General features: G+C 36.2%; 16 protein-coding genes, 1 tRNA gene and 1 pseudogene. 5 read left to right on the forward strand and 13 right to left on the reverse strand.

The genetic code is table 11. The annotated features are described in order from the left end of the window. The first annotated feature begins 250 nt into the window (after positions 1-250). Positions 251-1,657 (forward strand): LLM class flavin-dependent oxidoreductase, encoded by a 1,407-nt coding sequence (locus E0409_RS00070; RefSeq protein ID WP_131286380.1) that lies wholly within the window; start codon positions 251-253, stop codon positions 1,655-1,657. A gap of 126 nt (positions 1,658-1,783) precedes the next feature. Further along, positions 1,784-2,335 (forward strand): annotated as a pseudogene (locus tag E0409_RS00075) (IS256 family transposase). 81 nt (positions 2,336-2,416) lie between these two features. On the opposite strand, the gene E0409_RS00080 reads toward E0409_RS00075, so the two are convergent. From E0409_RS00080 to E0409_RS00130, 11 genes are all read right to left on the reverse strand, one after another. Beyond that, complete coding sequence (locus tag E0409_RS00080) at positions 2,417-3,025, reverse strand: DUF6088 family protein (protein WP_131286382.1); 609 nt, start codon at positions 3,023-3,025, stop codon at positions 2,417-2,419. Positions 3,026-3,080: 55 nt separating this feature from the next. Continuing rightward, positions 3,081-3,953 carry a DUF7281 domain-containing protein gene (locus E0409_RS00085; protein WP_131286384.1) on the reverse strand — a complete coding sequence of 291 codons (873 nt, stop codon included), beginning with the start codon at positions 3,951-3,953 and terminating at the stop codon, positions 3,081-3,083. Between the two features lie 13 nt (positions 3,954-3,966). Continuing rightward, positions 3,967-5,211, reverse strand: coding sequence for a hypothetical protein (locus tag E0409_RS00090; protein WP_131286386.1), 1,245 nt, complete (start codon positions 5,209-5,211; stop codon positions 3,967-3,969). Further along, positions 5,208-5,846, reverse strand: a complete 639-nt coding sequence (locus E0409_RS00095) for a hypothetical protein (RefSeq protein ID WP_131286388.1) — start codon at positions 5,844-5,846, stop codon at positions 5,208-5,210. The genes E0409_RS00090 and E0409_RS00095 overlap by 4 nt, the downstream gene beginning before the upstream one ends. A gap of 12 nt (positions 5,847-5,858) precedes the next feature. Continuing rightward, positions 5,859-9,542: an ATP-binding protein gene (locus E0409_RS00100; RefSeq protein WP_131286390.1), complete on the reverse strand. Its 3,684-nt coding sequence runs from the start codon at positions 9,540-9,542 to the stop codon at positions 5,859-5,861. A gap of 863 nt (positions 9,543-10,405) precedes the next feature. Continuing rightward, the gene (locus E0409_RS16580) at positions 10,406-10,579 is read right to left on the reverse strand and encodes a hypothetical protein (RefSeq protein WP_213073353.1); all 174 of its coding nucleotides are present in this window, start codon (positions 10,577-10,579) and stop codon (positions 10,406-10,408) included. A gap of 176 nt (positions 10,580-10,755) precedes the next feature. Next, positions 10,756-11,001 carry a helix-turn-helix transcriptional regulator gene (locus tag E0409_RS00110; protein WP_131286392.1) on the reverse strand — a complete coding sequence of 82 codons (246 nt, stop codon included), beginning with the start codon at positions 10,999-11,001 and terminating at the stop codon, positions 10,756-10,758. A gap of 237 nt (positions 11,002-11,238) precedes the next feature. Further along, positions 11,239-12,471, reverse strand: a complete 1,233-nt coding sequence (locus E0409_RS00115; protein ID WP_131286394.1) for a type II toxin-antitoxin system HipA family toxin — start codon at positions 12,469-12,471, stop codon at positions 11,239-11,241. Next, entirely contained in the window at positions 12,468-12,728 is a 261-nt protein-coding gene (locus E0409_RS00120) for a helix-turn-helix domain-containing protein (protein ID WP_131286670.1), read from the reverse strand. The genes E0409_RS00115 and E0409_RS00120 overlap by 4 nt, the downstream gene beginning before the upstream one ends. Before the next feature lie 355 nt (positions 12,729-13,083). Beyond that, on the reverse strand, positions 13,084-13,314 hold the full coding sequence (locus E0409_RS00125) for an AlpA family transcriptional regulator (RefSeq protein WP_235942462.1): 231 nt from the start codon (positions 13,312-13,314) through the stop codon (positions 13,084-13,086). Between the two features lie 175 nt (positions 13,315-13,489). Continuing rightward, positions 13,490-14,308, reverse strand: a complete 819-nt coding sequence (locus E0409_RS00130) for a DUF3050 domain-containing protein (protein ID WP_131286396.1) — start codon at positions 14,306-14,308, stop codon at positions 13,490-13,492. 695 nt (positions 14,309-15,003) lie between these two features. On the opposite strand from E0409_RS00130, the gene E0409_RS17030 reads away from it, so the two are divergent. Then, complete coding sequence (locus tag E0409_RS17030; RefSeq protein WP_131286398.1) at positions 15,004-15,258, forward strand: hypothetical protein; 255 nt, start codon at positions 15,004-15,006, stop codon at positions 15,256-15,258. A 247-nt stretch (positions 15,259-15,505) separates the two neighbouring features. Here E0409_RS17030 and E0409_RS00140 read toward each other — a convergent pair whose 3' ends face one another. Both E0409_RS00140 and E0409_RS00145 read right to left on the reverse strand, forming a co-directional pair. Then, positions 15,506-16,699, reverse strand: a complete 1,194-nt coding sequence (locus tag E0409_RS00140) for a tyrosine-type recombinase/integrase (RefSeq protein WP_131286400.1) — start codon at positions 16,697-16,699, stop codon at positions 15,506-15,508. A gap of 193 nt (positions 16,700-16,892) precedes the next feature. Continuing rightward, a tRNA-Ile gene (locus E0409_RS00145) sits at positions 16,893-16,969 on the reverse strand. A gap of 814 nt (positions 16,970-17,783) precedes the next feature. Here E0409_RS00145 and E0409_RS00150 point away from each other — a divergent pair. Beyond that, positions 17,784-18,347, forward strand: coding sequence for a 1-acyl-sn-glycerol-3-phosphate acyltransferase (locus tag E0409_RS00150; RefSeq protein WP_131286403.1), 564 nt, complete (start codon positions 17,784-17,786; stop codon positions 18,345-18,347). Positions 18,348-18,460: 113 nt separating this feature from the next. After that, positions 18,461-19,210 carry a YebC/PmpR family DNA-binding transcriptional regulator gene (locus E0409_RS00155; RefSeq protein ID WP_131286405.1) on the forward strand — a complete coding sequence of 250 codons (750 nt, stop codon included), beginning with the start codon at positions 18,461-18,463 and terminating at the stop codon, positions 19,208-19,210. Positions 19,211-19,229 lie beyond the last annotated feature (19 nt).

Genomic DNA, 19,229 nt, shown 5'->3' on the forward strand with positions numbered 1-19,229 from the left:
ATTTCCGTTTCTGCTTAGAAAATATCAGTGCCCGTAATGATACGGCTTTTGGTGGTGCGAATGGTTTCGCTGAAGGTAAAAATTCTGATTGGAATCAGCTGACATATTTATCACTTGGCTACTATTTCTAATATGAATATTCCATTTTCATCTAAACACAATATTCAATATTGAATCAAATTATTGTGATTAAACATTTGAAAACTTTTTACATAAGATCAATCTAAATATTAATTTTGAAGTAACAACGATGACAAAACAAATTCGATTTAATGCTTTTGAAATGAACTGTGTGGCACATCAGTCACCCGGGTTATGGCGCCACCCTTTAGACCGCTCAACAGAATACAAAGATATCGAGTACTGGACAGATTTAGCCAAAATTTTAGAACGCGGTAAATTTGACGGGATTTTTCTTGCAGATGTTCTGGGCATTTATGATGTGTATCATGGTTCCAATGAACACGCACTGACTGGTGCAGTACAAGTTCCTGTGAATGACCCATTACAAATTGTGCCTGCGATGGCTGCTGTGACCAAACATTTAGGTTTTGGTGTAACAACATCTATTTCTTTTGAACACCCTTACCCTTTTGCACGTCGTATGAGTACTTTGGATCATCTCACCAAAGGACGTGCAGGTTGGAATATTGTGACATCGTATCTTGAGAGTGGTTCGAAAAACTTAGGCTTAAAAACTCAAGTGAGTCATGACAACCGTTACAATATTGCCGATGAATATCTCGAAGTTTTATACAAACTTTGGGAAGGCTCTTGGGAGAATGAAGCCGTACTACGTGACAAAGAACGCGGTATTTTTGCTGATTTTACCAAAGTGCATCCAATTCAACATGAAGGACAATATTTTACGGTTCCGGGTATCCATGTGTGTGAACCATCTCCACAACGAACGCCAGTTTTATATCAAGCTGGGGCATCGAGTCGTGGACAAAAATTTGCAAGTCAGAATGCCGAATGTGTATTTATTTCTGCACCAACCAAAGTGGCTGTAAAACAGTTAGTCAAAGGCATTCGTACTAAACTTGTTGAAGAAGGTCGTGATCCAAACTCTGTATTGATTTACACCATGCTTTCAATTGTAGTGGATGAAACAGATGAAAAAGCACAGAAAAAGTTTGAAGAATATCAAAGCTACGGAAGCTATGATGGTGGCCTAACTTTAGTGTCAGGTTGGTCTGGCGTTGACTTCTCTCAATATCAATCTACTGATCAAGTTGAGTATATTGAAACCAATGCTATTCAATCTCTGCTCGACTCCTATGTAAAAGCAGATCCTAATCGTGTTTGGACCATTGAGGAAATTGCACGTTGGACCAGCGTTGGTGGTAATGGTCCTGTGATTGTTGGTTCTCCAACAACTGTTGCCGATCGCTTACAAGAATGGATCGAAGAAACGGATATTGATGGTTTTAACCTTGCTTATATTTTGGCGCATAAAACTTTTGAAGATGTGGTTGAATTTGTTGTGCCAGAATTACAGCGTCGTGGTGTATATCAACAAGAATATCGTGAAGGTACGTTACGTGAAAAACTTTTTGCACAAGGCCCTCACCTTGCGGAGAATCATCGTGGTGCAAAATTTAGGAATTTATCGAAGCAAGACCCTACTTTAAGTATTGAAAAACAAATTGCTTAATTTAATTCATATGTGAAAGCTAGGTCTTTGGCTGACACTGAAATTTCAGCATAATTGTTCTTCTAATCACTGATAGAGCATCATCCTATTCATAGATGCATACAGAAAGAACTGCTCGGCATGTGGATGGCTGAGAATGAGGGTGCAAAGTTCTGGCTAAATGTTCTGACTGAGCTGAAAAACCGTGGGTTGCAGGATATTCTGATCGCCTGTGTAGATGGCCTGAAAGGCTTTCCTGATGCCATTAACAGCGTATACCCGCAAACCCATATCCAAGTGTGCATTATCCATATGCTGCGCAACAGCTTGAAATACATGTCATGGAAAGATTACAAGGCCGTCACTCAGGATTTAAAACCGTTTATCAGTCACCCACTGAAGAGGCAGCCTTGATGGCCCTGGATCAATTTGCCCAAACATGGGATGACATAGTACCCACAGATCAGCAAAAGCTGGCGTACGCACTGGGAGAATCTGAATACCTTCTTTGCTTATCCAGCCGAGATACGTAAAGCCATCTATACCACCAATGCGATCGAGTCATTAAACAGCGTAATACGTCAGGCGATCAAAAAGCGTAAAGTCTTTCCAATGGATGATTCTGTACGTAAAGTAATTTACCTGGCAATTGATGCAGCGTCTAAAAGTGGAATATGCCTATTCCCGACTGGCGTTTAGCCATGAGCCGCTTTATTATTGAATTCGGTGACCGCTTAAGCAATCACCTTTAATTTATGAAAAGCAATTACACAAAATTATTTACAGGCTCGATAGATATTCTGAGATTGATTTCTTCATCCATAATTCAATCTCTGCATCTTTTAACAAACTAAAATTTTTATCACCTATATGCAACCTTATCTTTTCTAGCACGGCATCATCGACCTCTGCTTTCCTAAGATAATACATACACGATATTGCGCTACCAATGGCATGCATAGAGTACTGCAATAATCTTTTATTATTTGTATGTATAAATTTCACTCTAGAACCACATATGTTGACCTCTCGCGAATATCCACTTGTAAGAAAAACTTTTGTTAAAGGCATTTGAGTGCTGATACGAAAACGGTTTGCCACATGTGCACCATGTAGCTGAATAACTTCTTGATTTTTTTCTACTATTTTTTCAACCACATCCATAATATCAGGTGGTAATGGAACTCCTCCCAAAATTTCTGAATATTCTGTTTTATAATATATATTTCTATAAGCAACACCGATCGTCTTTTCTTTTTTTAACGCTCTCAAAATTCTATAAATATTACTTTTACTACAAGCGTAATTCAGGTCCTCAATAACAAATACATGGCCGGGTTCCATTTTTTGTATCTGAATAAGGACTTCTTCTTTTAGCAATGACGCCATATTTAAACACTACTTTTCATCAAAATTTTTATTAAAAATCAGGATTAGATAAACTTCAGTCCATCTTTAATTCAATTAGAGGCCCCAAGCGATTCACATTCTCTTGCATAAGTGCAATTTGATTGATCTGTAGATGCTTATACAAATTTCTAAAAGCTAAAGACTGCGTGGTATCAACGGAAAGATCATGACCACTATTAATCTGTTCAAAAAACTTAGTAGTGTTATTGTCCACATGATTTCGGCTTAGCTCTTTCCAACAGCTAGGAATTAATATCGACATTTCCCTCCGCTTAAAGAAATGAGCAGCGATCTTTACCCCGAACGGATCCAAATCACCATAAAATGCAATTTTAGTATGGTCGGGAAGTTTAGCTAGCAATTCAAATACCTGACGAGCATTTTGACCTTGGCCACGATATAAAAATAAACTATCTCGCCATTCTTCAGGCAGCTGCTCATACCAATCAAAAAGTCTGGTCAACATCGTTCCATTTTCAACGATAATCAATTTTTCAATCTTCTTGCAGCATAACTCATTGGCATAAATCGTAGGCACTAAGCCCTTATATCCAATAGTGACATCTCCCTGTTTTAATGGCAGCTTTGCGTGCACTGATGCAAATACAAGCTGGTCTCCAAATACTGAATATCCACCAGACTTTTCATCTTTCAAAAAGTTTAACAGATCCATACGATCAGACTCTAAATTCAGAGACTGTTCAGGAGCGACCTTAACCTGTTTTGCATAGATACAGCGCTCCAAATACTCCAGTTCTTTGGATGTAAGGTGAAGCTCCTTACCATGGACCGTACCAATCTGATAATCCTGATGAACTTTTTGCCAGGTTTTATTGAATGCCATAGACCGCTTTTTTAATTGCAATGCCGTCTGAATTACCGATAGTTCACGTATACCAAATGTCACTCATGTTCTCCTATCAGGCAATCTGTTGCAATTTATCAGTTCGAGAAATGATGACATCAGATACACAACTATTTCCATCAAATATAGGATCTATAGTTTCGACAAATTCCATGTTCAATTTATCTTTGAATCGGTTTCTATAGTGGCTGGTTAAAGCGATCAGCCAAAAATCAATATCGCATCCTGGCATTAGCAGCTCATATGTTTCAACGCCACTCAATTGTTGATGTTTTCCCCCATCCACAAGCAATGCATCAAAGAAATTACTCGTAGCAATTTCTAAAGCAGTTAAAGGCTGTTCAACAACCTCACTCCCTTCTCTAACATCTGGCAGATTTTCTTGATTTTTATTCTGCTCTATCCGTTTTTCACGCTTGGCAAATACTTTTGAGCCAAGTTCACGTAGCGTTTCCTGTTCTTCATCAGCATCCAGATCTGCATAGCTGATGAGTTCACTGCATGGCACATGATAAAAAACTTCTGACGCCGTCGCTTCATCAAACTCCAGGTTTAATGTAGATTTTCCTTTTAAAAAGCGGTGGAAAGCATCCACCATGTTGCTTTTTTTCTGCGAAGATAATTCTTGTTTCCAATCAAACAACTGCTTGTTTAATTTAGAAGCACTGTATTTCACCTCTTTACTACAGATAATGAATACGGGGATCAGCTTATTTACCACCAAACTTTCAAGATCTTTATCTGAAGCACCAAGCTCAAGCATTGCGTTGGTTGAAAGTGCGCCCATCACTTCAGTCAATGAACTTAAAATCCTGATGGTTTTTTCAATGCGTTGAATACGGACCTCAAGATTGTTAAACAATGCCAGGTCTTGAAGTGCTTGGGTGGAGAAATCATAGCAGCTCTCAAAAATAGTATTGGCTAATTCAACAATACCTTCACTAATTTCATCCTTATAAATTTCAGCATCTTCTACACTTTTGAGTTTGGTCGTTTCAAATTCACTGATATTGGCACGAATATCTGAAATAAGTTTATGAATCTGTTTAGAGCTGTCAGTAACCCTACGTTTTTTCTCATAATACGTTACGAATGAAATCACGTGGTTGTATAAGTTAAAGCCATTTTTTTCAGTGTTGAAATAGCCAAGTTCTGCTTTATTCAATACTTTGATTAAATACTCATTGTCATCAGTTACAGGCACAATTGCGTTGTTAAATACAATCGCATTACCGATATGCTCAATGTAGTTGTTGAGCGCTTTTGCCGCTTTGGCTGCTGGATATTCCAACTCACTCATATCAGCTCGCCCTGCTCCGGTTCAGGCATTTCATCGTAATTAATGCCATTAAAAGTACAAATGTATTCCAGCTCATCATAGAAAACAGACCACTTAGCTGTCGCAATGTATGTAGTGCCAGTGTTGCCGGTTGGATGCAGATATTGATTGCTGACAAGATATTGAAGCACAGAGCTAATCTGCTCTTTGGGTGAGGTGGATGCCTTACCTAATTTGATGACCAATTCCTTAAGTTGCGACATAATCAGTGGAGATCGTTCAACCTCAGTGATGAGTTCACCATAAGTCACCGTATCCCCACATTGCATGATACGGCTATTGTCTTTTATTGAACGGCATAAGCGAAGCCAGTCATTCAAGGGCTCCATTTTCGACACAATTTCGCTGAACTGTTTTCTTAGAAGTTCACGGGTTGCTTTGTTCTTGCGACTTTCACTAAAGACACAGTAGAACCCATAATTATCTTTGGTACGGACGCACTTTTTTCCCATCCAATCGAGATAATTATTTATTTCCTCCAAGACCAGATCATCTTGGAGCTTGTGGTAGAGATCTTTGTGGACATGTTCATCAATAATTCCCCCAGAAATTAAAACATTTACAATGTCAGAAAAAATTGATTTAGCAATTTGCATAATAGGTCCCCACTAGGCTAAAAGCGGATTAGGTTTTTCGTTTTTCTGGGTTTTAAACTTGCGTATACCGAAGTTTCGGTCGATATCATTCTTATGCACAAAGCTTTCACTTAATTCACTGGATAAGTTCGGCTGAGCGCAGACCAGATAAATATTCTGCTTTTGCATCAACTCGAATAATCGCATTGTATTTTGTGAATCAAACTGGCCGATTTCATCGAGTGGTATATGGATGACTGTATTGATATCTGGACATAGTTTTCGTGTTAAAGCCGTAAAGATAATAATGACAATTAATCGTGATAAACCAGTACTACTGCCGGAAAGCAAATCAGAATCATTGTTCACATAAACCTTACGGTTATTTTCCTCATAGCTGATACGCAGTTTGACTAAAGAGCGGATATCGTCAGTCTGAACATTCGACTTTTCTAATGCTTTAACAGCTGATTCAAATGACCGTATTAGCTTCTCACTCGGTAGTATGAGCTGAGATGATTCCTGGATTGATTCTTCATCCAGATCTTTTTCAAAGCGATCTAACTGCTCATAGACATTGAGGCCATCAAGTACAGAAAGTAATTCAATCTGAATATTACCTAACGCTGTAAATGGATTGGTTGTATTGGTTTGCTCCGTAAGATCCTTAGATATCGCATTCAGCTTACGGCGGAATTTAGCCAAAGATTGCCCATAATTACGTAAATCATAAGCAGCCAGTTTAAAACTATTGATCGTGAGGTTTTCTTTAGTGGGAATATCCACCAACAGCATATTTTCGATTTCTTTCATACCGTAAAGATCATATGTGGTGGTGTTCACATTACCTAACAGCGCCATACGGTTTTCCCACTGCTTGTAGAGCTCGAAATCACTATTCTGGCGTAAAATACTTAGTACTGTATTGAGGGATTGTTTCAGCTCCTTGAGCTGTTCTTTCTGACGATTAAGATGATCCTCAGTATTCCGGTAAAACCATTCAAAACTAACCGGCTCAGCAACCTCAAGCTGTTCAATATGCGGAATACCTTCCAGTACTGAATTAATACGGTTTCTTAAAGAGGCTATCTTGGTATTTTCCTCTTCAACCTGCTGAAGATTGCTTTCAATAAGGTTAACTTCATGACGTGATTGTTCTTTAAGTTTTTCGGTTTTGACATTCAGTTTGTCAAAATTTTGTCGGAAAGCATAAATTTCTTGTTCGAGATTTCCGATTAAGGTGCAGATCCCCGTTTTACGAGAGTATTCCTGCTCGAACCAAATCTTGTACTGCATCAAGATGATTTCATAATCTTTCACGATATGACATTTATGGTTCAGTTGTTTTAGCTGATCCTGTGCCTTTTGATAAAGCGTAGTATCCAAACCTTTTTGCTGCAATTCACTATTACGTAAAGATTCAAGATCTATGAGTTTATTATCACATTTATGAATCACAGATTTAGATCTTTCATCCAACATTGCTTTACGTTCTAATTGTTCTTTAATTTTGAAATCATAACTCTGCTGAATTTGGTTTTTTTCATTGCCGAAACGATCATGAATCATTTGGCGTTCTACATTTACTTGTTGATTGAATAATTTTAATCGCTGACGAGCCTGATCACGTTGTCCTTCAGCTAATTTTCTCCGATCCATTACATTTGTTTGGATCTTTTGCTTATATTGCTCAAATATACGCTGGGTACTATCAAATGTTTCTCGGCATTGACGCAGCTCATTCTGTAATTTAATGAGGTTTAGCTCAAAATTCTGAACTGCTTTGGCAGCTGCAGCCACTGCTTTTTCAGTACGGCTGTATTTCTCTTTAGCCTCTTCCAAAATAGTGGTTGCCTTTGCAAGGCGCTGCTCCAATTCATTAAGTGATTCGGCTTCAACCGGAAGATCCAGCTTGGAAGTATCAAGATGAAGGCCATAGAAACTAACATGTCCGCTTTGTTGTTCTGAGTCCCAAGAAGGCTTCAACCCGGTATGCAAAAATAATTTAGGATTAATCAGTTTGGCAATGTTGTGTTTCCAATCGTCTTCAGGACATTGTTTCAGAAAGCTCAATAATGTATTTTTCTGATACAAGATATCTCTTAACTGATGTTCCGTTTGTGTAGATTTATCTAAATGGTGTTTAGCTGAATCAAAATCTACATTAGCTCGAGTGTGCTCGCTTTTTAAGCGTGATAAATCAGCGTTTGCTGTGTTGAGTTGCTGTTCCTTATTCCGTATCGCTTTTTGGTGAGTGTGTAGATTCAGCTGGTATTCTTCGATTTGCTGTTGCTCTTCCTGAGTATGATTAGATGCTTCAGCAATCAAATTGTTGCAGTGATCAACCTCATCTTCATAAAATTTGCGCTCATTCTGTTTGCTTTGCTCGAAAGCATTAAGCTCATTTTTTTCATCCAAAGCCAGTTGATCTACTGCATGAGACCTATCCTGTTGCAAATTGTGTATTAAATTAGAAACCTCATTCTTACGTTCATGAATAGCAGCTAAATCTCGGTCTTTTTCTTCCAAGGCATTATTTTTAAGTTTTTCAAATTTATGAACAATTTCTTTCTGGTTCTTCTCTAACTCATCCACATAACGGCGCGCATCTTCAGCTTCCTGCTTGTACTTAGCAAGATTACTGAATTCTTCCTGTTTTTTCAGAATGTCAGCATTTTTATATTTCTGCTCGTTTTCCTCTATTAAAGCTAAACTATGTTGTAAACCTTCCAACTCACCTTTCGCCCGTGATTCATTGGAGCTATTCGCAATAATCTCATTTTCAATCACCTTTAATCCAGCTTTGGCATGTTCAATAGCTTGGCTTCTCTGATAACGAAGCTGTGCGATTGTCGTATTATTAAACTCTAGTTTATTGAGTGCCTGACCTCGATAAGCCTCCAGCAAAGAGTAAGTCTGCATTAAAGCATGTCGCTGCTCGATCCCCAGTTGCAGTTTTGGCTTTTCCTTATCAAACTCCCGTAATGTCTGAACATCAGCAATGAGGCTGGAAGAATTCAGCGTATTTGAGCGCTGATTCATCATCTGCTCATTTTCTAAAAAAGCATCAACCAACATGAGCTTGAAGTTATCTAACAGGTTGGTTTTATTTAGGGTGATCTGGGTGGATGCCCCAATATGCTTTAATTCATAGCCTTTGCCGCTAAGAGAGAAAATAGAAGCAAGATCCCTCAGTTTGAAATCACGATTCAGACGTTTTTTATCGTGGGTTAGAACCGCTACATAATCCAGGCTATTGTCGATCTGTTTACTGACGTAATAACCGTTCATTTCGATTTCTTGCAACAGGCTTTTTACAGTCTGGTGCTCCTTATGAAATTCTATAGAAGATTTTGAAAAAATAGTCTCAGATGCACTTCCTTGAATAAAACGATAGCATTGTTTATCTTGATTACGATAAAAAACAGCGCAGCAAAGTCTAATCGGTGTGTTGTACTCGAACACAATCATGCTTCGCGGATTTGGAAGATAATAATCTGTAAAATTGAGTTTATTAGCAGAGCGATCCATTAATCTGTCTGGACGGGCCCCATAAAATATCGGGATCAAATTTAAGGTAGAGGTTTTTCCTGCCCCATTTGCACCAGTTAAATTAGAGTTCCCCTCACCTAATTCAATTTTTGTAGAATTATTTGGTAAATATGAATCATAAAGATAAATGTTTTTCAAACCATTTAATACATGTAAGTCATTCATTTTACGTGTTTTCCAAAAATATTATCAAAATTCATAAAAAAAATATCATGCTTTATTCTTACTCAAGTACCCCAATAATTTTTTAAACCCAGCATTCAGTCTGGTCACTAAACACCTTTACAAGAAAGAGCATAAATCCTCAAAAGATTATATCAATATAAAAATCAAATATATAATTTTACAGTTAAGTAAACTATTAAACTTCTGCTTAAAAAAACAACTTTCAAAATGATGATAAAATTTTAAACTTAGTACGATACATTAGGAGTTAGATTATTTACCATAAAAGAGTGTGTCGTCATTGCTATTCTGATCCAGTAACCGATGCCCACTTAGGTGATTCATAAAGGCATGTACATTTCAAAGTATGCTGCTAGTATACAACTGTACAGTTAGTATCTGATTTATCGACCAATATGCCAGTGTTGATCTTCCCTATCACAACATTTGAAACTGACTAGATTGGTAAATACTGTTGAGCTAGAGCAACTGACTGAAGCTTTAAAACAGATGAGCCGTGCCGATGAAAAACCGTAACCTAGATGCTTACAAGTTTTCCAGTCGTAAAACCCAATTGATATATGACTGAATTAAAAAATATCCTGAGTTATTCTATTAAGAAAAACTGTTTTAACATTTTTTTAAACATTAAAGCCTTGAAATTGATATTAATATCCTAGACTTTAACAATATATTTTTAAATAGATAGGCTATAAAGCAAAGGCTTTTTAGAGTAGTCGCCCACTAAACCAAACTAATATGCACTTTTTTTCCAAGTGCTGTTGCTACACTTATAAGTGTAGTTAGCGTTAAGCTAGTATCTGATGCATCAAATAATCGATTTAATGATGCACAGCTCATGTTCATTTTAGCTGCCATTGCTTTTTTGAAAGCTGTTGAGCTTTCATTTCCTCTAAAATCTGCGATAGTAAAATTCGTTTAATTGCAATAGCAGTGCAGTGTTCTAAAATGCCCTCTTCTGCTAGAAAATCTTCAAAATTACTTCCAAAATGAGGGTTAATCTTAGTATTAGTCATGGTCTATCATCCTCTAAAACTGCTTCAACAGTTACTGTCAGTCCAAATCAACATTATATTTTTGTATAAAGTCAAATTTATAGTCTATGAGAATATTTAGCCATAAAAAAGCCCCCTCAAATTAGACTAAATGTGTCCAACTTTCGGGGGCAGTTCATAATTGGGCCGTTGTCTTTCTATTCTCTTTTACTGAGCTGTATCTGATGCCATTGCAAAATTTCATTATAATCATAATAAACTGATGACTGCTTCGTAGTTCCATTTTTGATAGCTTTTGGAAATTCTTTATCTTCAATTGTGTACATCCGTAGTTCATTTAAAGATAATCGCAAGAGCGCACAAACTTCTTTTTTAGTTAAACGTACGGGTAAAAGATTTAAGCTTCTTTCAAAACAGTCCGACTTCAAAGCAAATGGAGGCATCATAATTTCCTCAAGTTTCTGTATTTGCCCAAAGCTAGCACTAGTTGAAAAAAATCTCTGTCACAGGTTAAAAAAATACAAAAATAACCAATATTAGTTTAAATATTAATCAAATTTTATTTTTCATCTATTATTTGCATGTTCTTATATAAATATACCCGTCATTTTTGTTCGTACTACTAACATAGTACTAATCAACTGGATTAGTATGAACTACCTTACTGGCTGCTTATCTCACTACTCAAATTTTTTCTTTTTATCGTGGCGATAAGTTTTTACGGAAAAGTTTGAAGTCATAATATTTGATACTGAAGATTCAATAGATTCACGTAGTCCCTCAAATAATTGTATTTCATTTGAATGTTTAAGATAGTCAATGATGTTGTCACTTAGAAATTCTATTATTTCTTTAGCTTTTCTAATTTTAAAATGACTACTTTCAGCCAGCTTCAGCAAGTGTTGCAAATTAGGAAATTCTTTACTATTAGCAAGTTTCAGTGCCATTTTATTGTCGATAGTTGGATAAATTAACGTATGTGTAATATCAAATGGCGGTGAAACAAAGATATTCGACATATCTGGTAAATACTGTAAGGCGAAGTTTTTCAGATGTGCATCACCATTGCCTATTAAACAGTTAAATACGATATATTTATACATTTTTTCAACTTCGGCTTGACTGTTTGTATATAAATACGTTGCTTTTAATAAGGCTTCATAACTTCCTGTATATTTAGCATCTGGATCATTCGACTTTTTCATCAAAGTGGTGAAATCTTCATAGCCTAGCCTTAGACCCTCAGCCGTTTTATCAAAGCGTTCAACCACATAAGTTTCTAAATTTTCAGACAAATAAGTTGTTGGTGGCTCAAGTCCACAATGCCGCGCTGCTTCCATACAAACAAATTCGTTGACTGTCAGTAATGGAAACTCTGAATCAAAAGACTTTACGATAATATCTTTTTGCTGAACTGTTCTATCTGTTCTGATCGTGTTGGCACTCGGTATGCTAACTTTTGGTTGCATGCCTGCCAATGAGTTTCTTAAATAATATTTTTCCAAAAGCTGCGGAAAAAGGGGGCGATTGCTGCTATAAGACAATATTTCATTAAGAGTTAAAGATTCGACTTCGGGTAGATTCAGCTCACTTTTGTAAGAAAGCATTCCAATTCCAAGCTCTCCCTGAAGAGCTAATAAGTACATATCATTGACTTTGGCATATCTTGCCAATTTTTCTGCAATAAATCTTCGATTAAAGCCTTCGGGTAAATTTTGTGAAAATATAGGGTGTAGAGACCCGGAAGAATAACCATCCATGCCTTTTTTGGTCATTGTAAGTGACACATACCGTTTGTCTTGTGTGGGCTGATAGTGATGTACTGAACCATACGTTAGTACACCTGATTCTTCTTGATTAGCACAAACAGTAATATTGGTAATTTTAGCAGGTAGATATAACTCTGAATTCATTCGTTATCCTCAGAAAACATAGCTTCAATATCATCCCAGTCAGGTAGTGAATGCTGTTTTTGAGTCACTTCAAACTGTAAACCAACGGCATCAAGTACACGTTCAAATATGTCAAAAGATCCAGTAAAACGGCCATTTTCAATCTCAGAAATTGTAGTTTTATTTATATTAGTTAGCTCAGAGAGCACTTGTTGTGTATAACCAAGTGACTTTCTAGCCATTCGTGCTTTTTTACCAATATCTACTCTATTTGCCATAGCTTTCTGCCCACCCACAATATTAGCCATATAGCTAATATAACACACTAAAAACCAAATATTAGCCATATAGCTAATTAATTAAATTTTAGTGTACTATTTCTTCGACCCTCTGATACAGTGAAAAGAGATTAATTTATTGTCGAAAGCAACTTAAGCTAGCTTTCTACTGGACTACTAGCCTTCTCTTTAGGTGCATTGCATAAATACTTTAAAAGTAATTTTTTAGTTCAGATTGTTTTCATCAGAAAATGATCAGTTATCTAATCATTAGAACTCCCATTTAAAAAATCTATTACAATTTTATTCCAAAAAAATAGGTTCCTTCAGGAACCTAATTCATTTCAATGGCCTACTACAAATGTGTTTCTTTCCAAAGCATTATTTCATTAAAGTCATAATAAACCCCAGACTGTCTGGTTTGACCTGCCTTCAGCGCTTTTGGAAATTTATCATTAGCAGATGAAGTTTTACGTAACTCACTTTCTGAAAATCCTAAAAGTAAACATACTTCTTTCTTTTTTAAGCGAAGCGGTTTCAGTATGCAATTGTCTAATACCAAATCAAACATATTGTCTGTAGCCATCTACAAAATCCACGACTATTAAGGTGGTTTAAAACTAGCATGCTTTAAAAAAAAGGCCTGTCGTACGTTAAAAAAAACGAAAATAACTAAAAAGCACCCAAAGATTAGACTAAGAGTGTCCAATTTTTGGGTGCAGAATTAGATTTTAGAGGGTGATATTTGCTATTCCACTTGATTAAGCTGATAGTTTACGCAATTCGTAATCTGCCTTAAGCTCCGCTTCCAAAGCATCCCACAATTCAATACGGAGTTCAGCAGATTTAATTGCACTATCGAACAGCTCATGCCAAGAATTTAAATCTTCTTTAAACTGGTCATTGATGATTCTTTTAACCGCAGGCCCGTGTTTATCACCATCTAGCTCAATATGACGATTCAGATAATAAACAAAGGTTTCAGCATCGGCTTGGTTAATATCCCAGGTGTCGAGCAGATGGCGAAACATTTCAGGAATGGAGTCTTCACGACCATAGAAGAAACTGGCGAGAACTTCTGAGGTTTTACCATTCACAGCTGTTTCAATCGTGAAATTCACGAAATTCTGAATAGCTGGAGCAGCCCCCACTCTTTCTAAGGCATCAGTTACAGATGTTTGTGCACCATGGATGCCTTGTTGTACTGTTTGGATAAATTCATCAATTTGTGCAGTTGATGCACCAATTTCTGACATGGCGATTAAGTACATTTCAAAATGTGAACAAAATTTGCCGTTAGGAAGAGAATCCGTTTCTTCTCCTAGAATAATTTCATTAATCAAATGGGCTGCTTTTGAATTTTCATTTGGCATCCACGGTAACGTGACGCACGTTAAGTCTTGCTGTAATCGTTTGGCAAGTGACATAAAATCCCAAACAGCAAAAACATGCCATTCCATGAATTTCTGCAAATCTTGCACGTTTTTAATGCAAGAGAAAACATTATGTTCTCGCATTTCTTTTAGTTTTACTGAAAGTAATGCTTGTTTATTATCAAATTCCACAGGTACTTGAAACATATCTTCCTCACCGTTTATTTAAAATAATTTATTTTATAAAGAACTAAAAGATTAAGATTTTATCTTTAGTTTAATTTATAATAGGCATTATAATAAAACTCTAGCATTAGTCAAAAATTAAACATAAAATTTCTTTTATTTATATATAGTTACTCAAATTTTAAAAAAAACTAAAAACACAAATTATGTAAGATATACAATATAAACTATTAACCCCAATATATTTTATAAAGGTCTGCGATCGAATTATTCAAAAAAACTTATAAATGCTATACCTTTTAAATATTTTTCTATTTTATCACTTTTATTTAAATGGCGAATTTATAGCTAAAATAATTCGTGGACATTTAACCAATATTGCAATAAAAAATTAGATTTTATCGTCAATTTGGGTAATTTTAGATGGGTGATAAACCTAGAGTGTGTTATCAATTTACTTAAGAAAATCTGTACAGTCATCATTATTCTTTTATGAATAAACGCTATGCATTAAGCATCGATCAGTGAGAACAGATTAAATATCTGTTACCTAAACGAGTGGGTACTATTTGAGTAACCACCAAAAATACCCGGTGATTTGTTGAGGCGATTCTATATCGTTATCATTCAGGTATCCTCTGACTAGAATAACCAGAATGCTTTGGTGATTTTAGAGTTTTAGCAGTTATTGATTTCGCAGTTGAGCTAAAATAGGCGTGAGACAGAGAGTTCTTGAAGTACTGTCATATGAAAGTGACAATGAATATGCAATGCTGGACTCAAGTATTGTCAATACAGAGCTGAAAAACAAGATCAGGCGATCCAGACGTAATAAAGGTAGTTTAAGCACCAAAATTCATGCTCGTACTGATGCATTAGGCAACCCAACAGGATTTTTCCTCACTGATGGGCAGGCTCATGACTTAAATAATGCTGATGTCCTGCTGGACTTATCATTAAGCCAGACTTGACTCATGGATAAAGCTTTCAATTCCAAGGATCGGGTGCTTGATCCGATCCATAAGAGCAATCGCCAAATCGTGATACCGGTCAAAAGTAACGCTATTGATCAGCGTGATTATGACTAATATCTTTATAAGACAAGACATCTAATCGAGAACTTTTTTTTGCCAAGCTCAAGCAGTAGCGTGATATTGCAACACGCTATGATAAATTGGCTCAACAATGATCTAGCTTAATAGATGACACATCCTGATTTTACCATATTCGTGCACCACAAATTTGGTCGATATGATCAGCCCAAAATTGCATAATTTCGAACCGTTCTTCCAAATGAGCTTCTTTATCGTATACACCTTTGACACCTGGTTTTAAGTGAGAAAGAGCAGATTCTATGACTTGTGGAATCGCACTAAACTTTTTATTTAAATTTGTACTTGCGATATGCCGAAACCCATGCGGATTTTGCTTTCCTTCATAGCCCATGCGATTCAAAGCAGCATTGAAGGTTAAATTGGAGATTGATTTATTCACACTGTCTCGTGCTGGAAACAAATATTCACTCTCTCGAGTTGATATTGATTTCAACTGTTCTAACAAACTGATTACCTGCCTCGAAAGAGGTATTCCATGAGGTATCCCACGTTTCATTATAGAACCAGGCCTCACCCACACACGTTCTTCAAAGTCAAATTGCTCCCATTTTGCTTGCCTTAATTCACCCGGGCGAGGGAACATTAAGATTAATAATTCCAGCCCAATGCTAATTTCTGGTGAACGATATTGTCTAATTTTAGCGAGCATTGCAGGGAGTTCATTGATCTCCACATGCTTCATATTTTGAGGATTGCCTTTATCTAGAAATTTATTAATCCCAATGAGTGGATTATATTTAATCTTGTCTTTAAAAACAGCGAGATCATATGCATTTCGACAATATGAAATAAGTTTTTCAAATCGATTAAATTTCTCTTCTGTTCTGATCTTCATTTGAAAAAACTCAAGCCACTCTCCAGAGCTAATTTCTTTATAAGATCTTTTTCCAAAAACTGGTAATAAATGGTTTTTTATTGACTGAACTTCTTTTTTAAAAGTATCGCTCTCCCAAGTGTTCTTTTTAGTATCAATCCAATCCTTCATTAATTGTTCAAAAAGTTCACTTTGATCTTTCTGAGCTTTTAGAAGACGATCTTGACGAGTAACGACTTGAAGTTCTCCAGACTGATACTTTACAGTCTGTGAACGGGCAATTTTTACTGAGACATCAGGATAAGCCCCTAATCCAATCCATGTCCATTTACCTTCATTATTTTTCAAACGAAGTTGCCATGACTTCTTACCAGAGGTCTGAACTTTCATATAAAGGCCAGGAATATCCGAAATACGATACTCTTTATCTTTTGATTTTACAGCGGCATATGCTACATCAGATAAAAATTTATTTTTACTCATAATCTATTGATTACTCAGCTGTTATTAACGTTTATGTATCCTCAGTTATAATTGTATTTAGGGATACAAGCAAGGATACAAACAGGCTGTTCCTGTATGAGTGTATATGCGTTTATATTAGGTATAAAAAAACCCCTAATTCGTTAAGAATTAAGGGTTTAGAGATGATATGAGTGCATATGATTATATAATTTGGTGGGCCCAGACAGACTTGAACTGTCGACCAACGGATTATGAGTCCGCTGCTCTAACCAACTGAGCTATAGGCCCTGATAAGCTGAAATTGTTATATATCAACAAGTTCAAGCGAGGCAATACTAACGAAGATTTTTTCAAAAAACAAGCGTTTTTGCTTTCACTTGCACAGTAACACAACAATTGTTTTTATCACTTATTTTATAACGTGTAATTTTCATAAATTCTTAATTCATCGCTAAAATTAAAAGTAGATATTTTTTCTATTTTAGAAATACATTCAGTCAATAAAACCACATTTACTATCACTTAAGCAGCTTAAATGCTGAATATTACAGGATGATAGAATGATGAATTAATTATACTTATAAGGTCTTAATTAATCATTCAACCATTATTTTGAGTAATAATTTAAAAATAAATCCGAGCTATGAACTTTCCTGAAAAGTTTAATTTTCAGCCCAATTCAGAGCCAAAACTGCGTTTTTTACGAGATTCTATGCGAATTTCGATTAAAGACCATACAATAACCAGCATAAACAATCCAAACGCCAATAAAAAAGTCGAAAAATACATCATTCTTTTCAATCCTCATTAAACAAAAGCGAAGTTGAACAATTTGTTCAGAAGCTTTTATCTTCGACAAAAGTCTAATAGGTATTTTTTGATCTGAATAGCCATTTTAAATCATTATTAAGACTTAATTTATATTAAGTGATACATTTTATATATTTATTGACACCTATTTATATATAAAAACAATTAATGCCGCCATTTTTCAAAACTATATACACATCTATTTATTTGTTAACTTTAAACTCATACCCTCTTGACTATACATACGAACAAGCAGAAATTAGCTCACTTTCGAATTGCCTAATTTCCTTCTATGTTAAAAAAATTTCTTGGTGAATCTGCATTTAAACTTGCCGGATGGACTTATCATGTTGAACCAGATGTACTTGAGAATAAACAAGTCATTGTTGGCTTTGAACACACTTCGATGATGGATGCAGTTCTTTCTCTTGCCCTGTTCCAAATTTTTGATATGAAAATTCATACCCTGATTAAAAAAGAACTTTTTAAGGGACCAATGAAACCGTTATTAGAAGCCATTGGCGGGATTGCAGTCGATCGTAAATCCAATAAAGATATCGTCTCATTGATGGTTGAGCATTTTCAGCAAAATGAAAAATTCAATCTGGTGATTGCACCTGAAGCCACCCGTGCAAAAACAGGTGAAATAAGAAGACCGATTCGTACCGGCTTTTGGCATATTGCCAAAGCAGCGGGTGTTCCTATCGTTTTAATGTATGCAAATTCCAATACCAAACAAGGCGGCATTTTAGGGAAAATATACCCGACTGAAATCAACCATGACTTAGCTTTGCTTAAACAACTCTATAAAGATAAGGTTGGTTTGGATATTGTTATTCCAGAACCTAAAAACTAAGTGATATTTGTATAAAAACTCAAAAGCTAGCCCTTTCTAAGAAAAAAGGGCTTATGGTAGAATTTAACACATTCGATTCGGCATAAAGCCAATCTACAAGGAGCATATTTCGCATGGCGGGTCATTCCAAGTGGGCCAATATCAAGCATCGCAAAGCAAAACAAGATGCTAGCCGTGGTAAAGTTTTTACCAAATACATTCGTGAATTAACAACTGCTGCAAAACTCGGCGGTCCAGATGTGGGAAGTAACCCTCGTCTACGTGCTGTAGTCGAAAAAGCATTATCTGTAAATATGACACGTGATGTGATCAACCGTGCTATTCAACGTGGTGCTGGTGGCGAAGATAACGACGACTTAAAAGAAGTCACTTACGAAGGTTATGGTGTTGGTGGCGTAGCTGTTCTAGTCGAAACAATGACAGACAATTTAAACCGTACCGTACCTGACGTTCGTCATTGCTTCTCTAAAACCAATGGTAATTTGGGTACAGCCGGTTCAGTGGCTTACCTCTTTACCAAACGTGGTGAAATTACTTTTGAAGATGTTTCTTTAGAAGATAAAATCATGGACGTGGCTTTAGAAGCGGGTGCTGAAGATATTGAAGTGGGTGAAGATGAAATCTTAGTCATTACCACACCTGAATCATTTGGTGATGTACAGGACGCTTTATCTGCTGCAGGTTTGAAATCTGACAACGCTGAAGTTGTGATGAGCCCCTCCACTAAAGCTGAAATCACAGATATCGATCAAGCAAAACTGATCTTGAAAATGATTGATATGTTTGAAGATCTTGATGATGTTCAAAACGTGTATACCAACGTAGAGTTTTCAGATGAAGTATTAGAGCAACTTGAAGCCTAATATTTTCTCGAATCTAAAA

The organism is Acinetobacter sp. ANC 4862, assembly GCF_004336635.1.
Lineage (GTDB): Bacteria > Pseudomonadota > Gammaproteobacteria > Pseudomonadales > Moraxellaceae > Acinetobacter.